We start from the raw sequence: 9,320 nt of genomic DNA, 5'->3' as shown, positions 1-9,320 counted from the left end.
GGCGCAGCGGTGGTGGCTGCGGCGGCGGCGTTCCCGTTCGCGGGTGCGGCGTCGTCGGTCATGGTCAGAAACCTTATGTCCATTCTGGAGAATTGCCCGGCTTTCGAAGACATGCCCAGGACGGCACGCCGAAACGACACCTGCTGGTAACCGGACGTCAGCCCGTTACCTCTGCGTATTATCGTGCGAACGCAACCGTGACGCGCATCACAGTCGGGCCTGCCCGTACCCTGGACAGGTGGATTCGACAGTTCAGGACGCGACAGAGGGCGCGACGCGGCACGGCTCTGTGGCGCAGCGCAGCTATGAGGTTCGCACATTCGGCTGCCAGATGAACGTGCACGACTCCGAACGCCTGTCCGGGCTGCTCGAGGAAGCGGGCTATATCAAGGCCGCGACCGGGCAGACGCCCGATCTGATGGTGTTCAACACCTGCGCGGTGCGGGAGAACGCCGACAACAAGCTCTACGGCACGCTCGGTCAGCTGGTCCCGGTCAAGCAGGGGCGCCCCGGCATGCAGATCGCAGTCGGCGGGTGTCTGGCCCAGAAGGATCGCGAGACCGTGGTGCGCAAGGCGCCGTGGGTCGACGTGGTGTTCGGCACCCACAACATCGGTTCGCTGCCGGTGCTGCTCGAACGGGCTCGCCACAACGAGCAGGCGCAGGTGGAGATCCTCGAATCGCTCGAGGCGTTCCCGTCGACCCTGCCCGCCAAGCGGGAGTCCGCCTACGCGGGCTGGGTGTCGATCTCGGTGGGCTGCAACAACACCTGCACCTTCTGCATCGTGCCCTCGCTGCGCGGCAAAGAGGTGGATCGCCGTCCCGGCGACGTGCTCGCCGAGGTGCAGGCACTGGTCGACCAGGGCGTCCTCGAGGTGACGCTGCTCGGGCAGAACGTCAACTCCTACGGGGTGAACTTCGTCGATCCCGAGCAGCCGCGTGACCGCGGCGCGTTCGCGCAGCTGCTGCGCGCGACCGGGCAGATCGAAGGCCTGGAGCGGGTGCGCTTCACCTCCCCGCATCCCGCCGAGTTCACCGACGATGTCATCGAGGCGATGGCGGCCACCGCGAATGTGTGCCCGCAGCTGCACATGCCGCTGCAATCGGGGTCGGACCGGGTGCTGAAAGCGATGCGCCGTTCCTACCGCAAGGAGCGCTTCCTCGCCATCATCGACAAGGTGCGCGCCGCGATGCCGCACGCGTCGATCACCACCGACATCATCGTCGGCTTCCCCGGCGAGACCGAGGAGGATTTCCTCGAGACCCTCGACGTGGTCCGTCGCGCTCGCTTCACCAGCGCCTACACCTTCCAGTATTCCCAGCGTCCCGGCACCCCGGCCGCCGATCTGCCCGATCAGCTGCCCAAGCAGGTCGTGCAGGAACGCTTCGAACGGCTGATCGCCCTGCAGGATCAGGTCTCCTGGGAGAACAACCAGGCGCTCATCGGCACGCGGGTGGAACTGCTCGTCGCCGAGGGCGCGGGCAAGAAGAACGCCGTGACCGCGCGGATGAGCGGTCGTGCGCGCGACGGCAGGCTGGTGCACTTCCGTCCCGGCGACGTGACCGGGATTCGTCCCGGCGACATCGTCACCGTCGACATCACCGAGGCGGCCCCGCACCATCTCATCGCCGACAGCGCGGTGAGCTCGCATCGGCGCACCGCCGCCGGTGATGCCCACGAGCGGGGTGTGATGCCCAAAACGGCGCCGATCGGCGTCGGGCTGGGGCTGCCCCGGATCGGCGCACCGGTCCTCGAGGCGGTCGAGAGCGGCTGTTCCACGGGGTGCTCGTCGTGAGCGACGACGAATCTACTACCGGTCGTAGTGGGTCGGCTGCGCACGACGCGTCCGGGGATGGCACAGTGGGACCCGCCAACGACCAGCCTGTGGACAGGAGCGGACACGCGGTGAACCCGGCGCGCAACGACGAGGATTTCGAACAATTCCGCGGTGAACTCGACGCCGTCGAGCGCCGCATCGCCGGTGAGATCGACCCCGGCGCGCGGGCGCTGGTGGTGGCGGGCGCGGTCTTCGCGCTGCTGATCTCGCTGGTCCTACCGACCGCGGGCGCAGCGCGCGGCTTCGACGTGCTGCTCGGCACCGATGCCGCGGGCGTGGAACACATCGGTCTGCCGTCGCGCATCTTCGTGTGGCTGGTCATCGTCTTCGGTGTCGGCTTCTCGCTGCTGGCACTGACCACCCGGCGGTGGGTACTGGCCTGGATCGCCTGCGCGGGCTCGGCCGTCGGCTCGGTGTTCGGTGTGCTCTCGATCTGGCACCGTCAGACCCCGGGGCTGGGCAACTACTCGGGCGCGGGTCCGGGTATCGGTCTCATCCTGGGCACCCTCGCGATCATGGTGCTCACCTTCCATTGGGTTCGCGTCGTCTGGAGCCGTACCGCCGTGCAACTCGCGGCGGAGGAACAGCGCCGCAACGCGGCCCGCGAAGCCGAGGACCGCGACCGCAAGCGCCTGCACGGCGAATAGCCCTGCGAGACAACGAAACCCCCGACCGATCCGGTCGGGGGTTTCGTTTCGTCACTCACAGATTGCTGACCGCGCCCTCCGCGGCCTCGGCCCACTCGCGCCACTGCTGTGCCTGCTCGAGCGCCTTCTCCGCATCGCGCTTCTTGCCCGCCGCGGTGGCCTTGGCGGCCTGCTCCTCGAACTGGGCCACCCGCTCGCGGAACTGCGCGGCCCGCGCGACCGCCTCGGGATCGGAGCGACGCCACTGCTGATCGGCCGCGTCGCGGACCCGCTTCTCGATGGCGCGCAGCTTGGCTTCGAGCTCCTGCATCCGCTCGCGGGGGACCTTGCCGATGGCGTCCCACTTGTCCTGCAGCTCGCGCAGCGCGTTGCGCGCGGCGTCGACGCCGTTGGCCGGGTCGATGTGGTCGTAGGCGGCCAGCAGCTCCAGCTTGGCGGCGGCGTTGTGGTCGAACTCGGCGTCGCGCTCGGAGACCGCCGCGTTGCGGGCGGCGAAGAACACGTCCTGGGCGCTCTTGAACCGCCGCCACAGCGACTCGTCGGCCTCACGGGGTGCCCGGCCTGCGGCCTTCCACTCGGTGAGCAGGTCGCGGAACACCGCGGCGGTGCCGGTCCAGTCGGTGGAGTCGGCCAGCTCCTCGGCGCGTTCGCAGAGTTCTTCCTTGCGGGTCTTGGCGGTGGCGCGTTCGCGATCGAGATCGGCGAAGTGGGCGCCGCGCCTGCGGTTGAACGCCTCGCGGGCCTTGGAATAGCGCTTCCACAACGCGTCGTCGACCTTGCGGTCCACTCCGCGGATCGACTTCCACTCGTCGAGGATCTCGCGCAGCCGATCGCCCGCGGCCTTCCACTGGGTGGAGTCGGCGGCGATCTGCTCGGCCTCGGCGGCGAGGGCTTCTTTGCGCTCGGTGTGCTCGTGGCGGGCGCGGTCCTTCTCCTCCTTGGCGTGCGCGGCGGCTTCCTCGGAGTGTTCGGTGATCACCTGCAGCCGGGCAGTGAGGCCGTCGATATCGCCGATCACGGCCGCCGTCGGCAGCGTCTCGGCCAGCGCCAGCGCGGCGGCCTTGGTCTTGCGGGCGTCGGCGCCCGCGGCCAGCCTGGCCTCGAGCAGCGCGACCTCGGTCGCGAGATCGTCGAAGCGGCGGCCGAAGTGGGCCAGGCCCTCGGCGGCGTCGCCCGCCTGCCAGGATCCGACCGTTCGTTCACCCTCGGCGGTCCGCACCCAGGCGGTGCCGTCCTCGTCGACGCGACCCCACTTGCCCGGGTCGGTGGCACTGGGCACGATCACGGCGTGCGGATGCGGTTGATCGGGGCCCGGCGCCGGCTTCACGGCATGTGGTTTCGGCGGGCGCGGAGCCTTTCCGCCGGGCTTGGGGGTACCGGACGGTCGCGGGGCCGGACCTGGGGTGGGCTTCGCGGTTCCGTTGCTGTCGGTCATTGCTCTCCGTCCCTGCCGCGCGTCACGGCTGCCTGGTTACGCCCTAGCACATCCCATTGAACCCGGTTCGAGTCGAGGAAACCATCGATCCGGACGATCGAGGAGCGGATTTCCTGGGTTTTCGTCCCGGGCGACGTGGGTAGTCGCACCTGAAAACAGTAGCAATCTCGGCGAGCATCACTACGTCGGACACTCGCAGACCGCCGCGCGTGCGCGCCGCGCCGGATGTGGGCTCCGCCGCGCGCTGCGGCTACGGTTACGGCGTGTTCTCGATAGCGGCCCTGGTCCCGTCGCCGCCGATGCTGGTGCCCGAACTGTGTGGGCGAGTCCCGGTGTCCGGCAGCGATCCCGACGATCCGACCGTGGTGCTGCGCGCGGCCGCCCTCGACGCCGTGTCCGCGCTTGCCGCGTCCGCGCAGCGGTGGGTCGTCGTCGGGGTCGGTAGCCATGATCGGACCTACGGTTCGGCGACGCGGGGAACCTTCCGTGGGTTCGGGGCCGACGTGGTGGTCGGGCTCGGTCCGGCCGACGATGCAACCGGTCCAGCAGACTCCCAGCTTCCGCTTCCGGTCCTGGTCGCCGGATGGTTGCGGGAGCAGGTCGCGCCCCGGATCCCGATCCGGGCCGTGCTGGTGGCCGCCGACACCTCGGCCACCGCCTGCGCCGCGGCGGGGGCCGCGTTGCGCGCCGAACTCGACAGTGAGCCGGACCCGTGCGCGGTGCTCGTCGTCGCCGACGGTGCCGCGACCTTGACCCGGACCTCGCCCGGCTATCTCGACGAGCGGGCCACCGCCGTTCAGCACGACCTCGACACCGCGCTGCGCACGGGTTCGCGCGCCGGGTTGGCCGCGCTGGAGCCGGATCTGTGCGCGGCGCTGCTGGTCGACGGACGCGCCGCCTACCAGGTGCTCGGTGGTCTGTTCGCCGCCGATTCGGCCGATCCGCGGGTCCGTACCCTGTACCAGGGCGCACCCTATGGCGTCGGCTACGACGTGAGCGTGTGGCAACCGGGCGGACGGGAAGGAATCGACGAGTGACGAGCAGACCGATCGCGGTCGTCGGCCCCACGGCCACCGGGAAATCCGACCTCGCGCTCGATCTCGCAGGCGAACTCGGCGGTGAGATCGTCAATATCGACGCCATGCAGCTCTATCGCGGGATGGATGTCGGCACCGCCAAACTGCCGCCCGACCAGCGCCGCGGGATCGCCCATCACCTGCTCGACGTGCTCGATGTCACCGAGACCGCCACCGTCGCCGCCTATCAGAGCGCGGCCCGCGCGGTCGTCGAGGACATCATGGCGCGCGCGAAGACCCCGGTCATCGTGGGCGGTTCGATGATGTACGTGCAGGCCCTGCTCGACGAATGGGACTTCCCGGCCACCGACCCCGAGGTGCGTGCCCGCTGGGAGGCGCTGCTGGACGAGGGCGGGGTGCAGGCGCTGCACGCGGCGCTGCGCCGGGCCGATCCGGTCGCCGCGGCGACCATTCTGCCCACCGACGGCCGACGCATGGTGCGCGCGCTCGAGGTGGTCGAGCTGACCGGTCGCCCGTTCGCCGCCTCGGCCCCGACCATCGGCGCCCCGCGCTGGAACACCGTGATTCTCGGCGTCGACCGGGAGACCGCCGCCCTCGACGCCCGCATCGAGACCCGCACCGCCACGATGTTCGACAGCGGTCTGGTCGAGGAGGTCCGCGGACTGCTCGATGTGGGCCTGCGCGAAGGCCAGACCGCCCGCCGCGCGATCGGCTACGCCCAGGTGCTGGCCTACCTCGACGACGAGTACGACCTCGACCATGCCCGCGAACGCACCCTGATCGGTACCCGCCGCTACGTGCGACGGCAGCGGTCGTGGTTTCGCCGCGATCCCCGGGTCCGCTGGGTCGACGGTGCCGATCCCGAGCTCGCCGCGACCGCGCTGGCCCTGCTCTGACGAACCAACCCCCGACTCGATAGGACGGACAGCGCAAAGTGACGCGACGAGTGAGTACCCGCAACGCCTCGGTGCAGGTGTGGCAGGCCTATCTCAACAACCGAACGAAACGTCATCGTGACGGCCGGTTCCTCGTACAGGGCGTGCGCCCGATCACCCAGGCGCTGGCCCATGACTGGCCCCTGGAAACGCTGCTCTACCGGCTCGGTGGTCCCGAGCTGTCGAGCTGGGCGCGCGAGATTCTCGACACCGCCGACGTTCCGCAGGTCGGCCTCGTCCCCGAACTCATGGCCGAGCTGGGGGAGAAGTCGGCGAGCGTGCCGGAGGTCGTGGCGGTCGCGGTCTCGCGACACCCCGACCTGGCCGACTACGCACCCGGTGAGCCGGGTGAGGACGCGCCGGTCGTCGTGGTGTTCGATCGCCCGAACTCACCCGGCAACCTCGGCACCCTGGTCCGCTCGGCCGACGCGTTCGGGGCCTCGGGCGTGATCGTGACCGGCCACGGCGCCGACCAGTTCGACCCGCAGGCGGTGCGCGCCTCGACCGGCTCGCTGTTCGCCGTGCCGGTGCTGCGTGCGGCGGGTCCCGGTCAGGTGCGCGAGTTCCGTGACCGCCAAGTGGCGCGCGGCATCCCCACCCGGATCGTGGGCACCGACGAACACGCACCGGGCACCATCTACGACCACGACTTCACCGAGGCCACGATCCTGGTCGTGGGCAACGAGACCACCGGGATGAGCGCGGCCTGGGCCGAGGCGTGCGACGACCTGGTCACCATCCCGATGGGCGGCACCGCCAGCTCGCTCGGCGCGCCGTCGGCGGGGGCGATCAGCCTCTACGAGATCGCCCGGCAGCGGCGCACCTTCGCCCGGTAGTGGATCCGGTGCGGGCGCAGAGGAGAATGGCCGACGTGTCCGACATCGAATTCAGCAAGGGCCACGGCACCCAGAACGACTTCGTGGTGCTGCCCGACCTCGAGGTGCGCCTCGACCTGACCGCCGACCGCGTCGCCGCGCTGTGCGACCGGCAGCGTGGCCTCGGCGCCGACGGCGTGCTGCGCGTGGCGAAGGCCGGGGCGTTGCTCGCCGCGGGCGTGCTGGCCGCGCTGCCCGATGGCGTCGGCGCCGACGACTGGTTCATGGACTACCGCAACGGCGACGGGTCGATCGCCGAGATGTGCGGCAACGGGGTCCGGGTTTTCGCGCACTACCTCAACGCCACCGCGCTCGAACAGCGCACCGAATACGTCGTCGGCAGCCGCGCGGGGGCTCGCCCGGTTGTCGTGCACGCCGCCGGTCCGACCGACGGTGAGGTCACGGTCGAGATGGGCGTTGTCCGTGAACTCGGTCCGTCCACCGCCACCCTGGCCGGCTGGGCACTGCCCGGAATCGGCATCGATGTCGGTAATCCGCATCTGGCCTGCGTCGACGACAGCCTGACCGTCGACGCGCTCGCCAAGCTCGACCTGAGTGTTTCCCCCGGCTTCGACCCCGATCTGTTCCCGCACGGGGTGAATGTCGAGATCCTCACCGCGCTCGACACCGACAACTCCGTGGACATGCGCGTGTACGAACGCGGCGTGGGCGAGACCCGTTCCTGCGGCACCGGAACCGTAGCGGCGGCCGCTGCCGCGCTGACCGCCGCCGGTGTGCCGATCGGCACCGGCAACGGCGAGGTCACCGTGCGGGTACCCGGGGGACAGGTGCGCGTCGGGATCGCCGACGGACGCGCCTGGTTGCGCGGCCCCTCGGTGCTGGTGGCCTCGGGAACACTGTCGCGTTCCTGGTGGGACGCGCAGGCGGACCGATAACCCCGTGCACGCTGTCACCCGGACGTGGCAGCATGGAGAGCGTATGACGAAACCAGTAGAACCCACAGAAACCACATCGGCCGAGCACACCACCGCGGCCGATCCCGATGTCACCGCCGATCGCGGCGACGTCGATGACGCGCTGGCCCGCCACGCGGCCCGCATGAAACAGCCCGGTTGGGCGGCCGATCCGACGGTCGGCGAGATGCAGCTCGACGAGCGCACGTCGCTGCGCCGTGTCGCCGGTCTGTCCACCGAACTCACCGATATCACCGAGGTCGAGTACCGGCAGCTGCGCCTCGAGCGCGTGGTACTGGTCGGTGTCTGGACCACGGGCAGTGTGGCCCAGGCCGACGCGAGCATGGTCGAGCTGGCCGCGCTCGCGGAGACGGCGGGCTCGGAGGTCCTCGAGGCGCTGATCCAGCGCCGCGACAAGCCCGATCCGGCCACCTATATCGGCTCCGGCAAGGCCGAGGAGCTGCGCACGGTCGTTCTCGACAGCGGCGCCGACACGGTGATCTGCGACGGTGAACTCACCCCGGCGCAGCTCACCGCGCTGGAGAAGGTCGTCAAGGTGAAGGTCATCGACCGCACCGCGCTGATCCTCGACATCTTCGCCCAGCACGCCACCTCGCGCGAGGGCAAGGCCCAGGTCGCGCTGGCGCAGATGGAGTACATGCTGCCTCGCCTGCGTGGCTGGGGTGAGTCGATGTCGCGTCAGGCCGGTGGCCGGGCGGGTGGCGCCGGCGGCGGCGTCGGCACCCGAGGTCCCGGTGAGACCAAGATCGAAACCGATCGCCGCCGGATTCGCGAGCGGATGGCCAAACTGCGTCGCGAGATCCGGGAGATGAAGACCGCCCGCGACACGATGCGCGCGCGTCGCAATGAGAGCGGAGTGCCCTCGATCGCGATCGTCGGCTACACCAACGCGGGCAAATCCAGTCTGATGAACGCGCTCACCGGCGCGGGCTTGCTCGTGCAGGACGCGCTGTTCGCCACCCTGGACCCGACCACCCGCCGGGCCGCGCTCGACGACGGTCGCGAGATGGTGTTCACCGACACCGTCGGCTTCGTCCGCCACCTGCCGACCCAGCTGGTCGAGGCCTTCCGTTCGACCCTGGAAGAGGTCACCGGCGCCGATCTGCTGCTGCATGTCGTCGACGGCGCCGATCCGTTGCCGCTGGAACAGATCAGGGCGGTGCGCGAGGTGATCACCGACGTGATCAGGGAGCAGGGCACGCCCGCGCCGCCGGAGCTGCTGGTGGTCAACAAGATCGACGCCGCGGACCCCAACGAGCTCACCCGGTTGCGGGGCCTGCTGTCGCAGGCGGCCTTCGTGTCCGCGCAGACCGGCGCGGGCGTGGAGGAGTTGCGCGAGCGGCTCTCGGAGGTACTCGGTGGACTCGATGTCGACATCAGCGTGCTGTTGCCCTACAGCCGTGGCGACCTGCTCGCCCGCATCCACGCGGACGGCCGGATCGTCACCGCCGAGCACGAGGAGGGTGGTACCCGGGTTCGCGCGCGCGTGCCGCACGCCTTGGCCGCGGCCCTGTCCGAGTACGCGCATTCCGGCCCCGCGGAGCCGGTGCTGAACTGATCTTTTTCGCTGATTTGCCCGCTGGTTGCGGACAAATGCCGATGCGACACAGGGATTTTCG

8 protein-coding genes are annotated in these 9,320 nt (G+C 70.2%); 7 read left to right on the top strand and 1 reads right to left on the bottom strand.

The window, feature by feature from the left end; genetic code table 11:
• Positions 1 to 238: 238 nt before the first annotated feature.
• The gene (gene miaB / locus NA12_RS29695) at positions 239 to 1,795 is read left to right on the top strand and encodes a tRNA (N6-isopentenyl adenosine(37)-C2)-methylthiotransferase MiaB (protein WP_084473205.1); all 1,557 of its coding nucleotides are present in this window, start codon (positions 239 to 241) and stop codon (positions 1,793 to 1,795) included.
• Positions 1,796 to 1,884: 89 nt separating this feature from the next.
• Positions 1,885 to 2,484, top strand: coding sequence for an Rv2732c family membrane protein (locus tag NA12_RS29690; RefSeq protein ID WP_243655162.1), 600 nt, complete (start codon positions 1,885 to 1,887; stop codon positions 2,482 to 2,484).
• Between the two features lie 55 nt (positions 2,485 to 2,539).
• Here NA12_RS29690 and NA12_RS29685 read toward each other — a convergent pair whose 3' ends face one another.
• Positions 2,540 to 3,919, bottom strand: a complete 1,380-nt coding sequence (locus NA12_RS29685) for a DUF349 domain-containing protein (protein WP_067458881.1) — start codon at positions 3,917 to 3,919, stop codon at positions 2,540 to 2,542.
• A gap of 209 nt (positions 3,920 to 4,128) precedes the next feature.
• On the opposite strand from NA12_RS29685, the gene NA12_RS29680 reads away from it, so the two are divergent.
• The 5 genes from NA12_RS29680 (at position 4,129) to hflX (ending at position 9,259) form a co-directional block, all read left to right on the top strand.
• Positions 4,129 to 4,956, top strand: a complete 828-nt coding sequence (locus NA12_RS29680) for a class III extradiol ring-cleavage dioxygenase family protein (RefSeq protein ID WP_243655163.1) — start codon at positions 4,129 to 4,131, stop codon at positions 4,954 to 4,956.
• Entirely contained in the window at positions 4,953 to 5,852 is a 900-nt protein-coding gene (miaA, locus tag NA12_RS29675; RefSeq protein ID WP_067458878.1) for a tRNA (adenosine(37)-N6)-dimethylallyltransferase MiaA, read from the top strand. Before NA12_RS29680 ends, miaA begins: the two co-directional genes overlap by 4 nt.
• A 38-nt stretch (positions 5,853 to 5,890) precedes the next feature.
• Positions 5,891 to 6,727, top strand: coding sequence for a TrmH family RNA methyltransferase (locus NA12_RS29670; RefSeq protein ID WP_067458874.1), 837 nt, complete (start codon positions 5,891 to 5,893; stop codon positions 6,725 to 6,727).
• A 44-nt stretch (positions 6,728 to 6,771) separates the two neighbouring features.
• Entirely contained in the window at positions 6,772 to 7,662 is an 891-nt protein-coding gene (dapF, locus tag NA12_RS29665; protein WP_067458946.1) for a diaminopimelate epimerase, read from the top strand.
• A 163-nt stretch (positions 7,663 to 7,825) separates the two neighbouring features.
• On the top strand, positions 7,826 to 9,259 hold the full coding sequence (hflX, locus tag NA12_RS29660; protein ID WP_067458943.1) for a GTPase HflX: 1,434 nt from the start codon (positions 7,826 to 7,828) through the stop codon (positions 9,257 to 9,259).
• Positions 9,260 to 9,320: the final 61 nt, after the last annotated feature.

This window comes from Nocardia alba NBRC 108234, from assembly GCF_001612665.1.
GTDB classification, from domain to species: Bacteria; Actinomycetota; Actinomycetes; order Mycobacteriales; family Mycobacteriaceae; genus Nocardia; species Nocardia alba.
The sequence above is the reverse complement of the archived record's forward strand: the minus strand, read 5'-3'. Positions and strand labels throughout refer to the sequence as shown.

What these genes read in the sequence shown, in the direction of transcription:
- NA12_RS29685 (WP_067458881.1), bottom strand. Translation starts at nt 3,919, where the DNA reads ATGACCGACAGCAACGGAACCGCGAAGCCCACCCCAGGTCCGGCCCCG.
- hflX (WP_067458943.1), top strand. Translation starts at nt 7,826, where the DNA reads ATGAAACAGCCCGGTTGGGCGGCCGATCCGACGGTCGGCGAGATGCAG.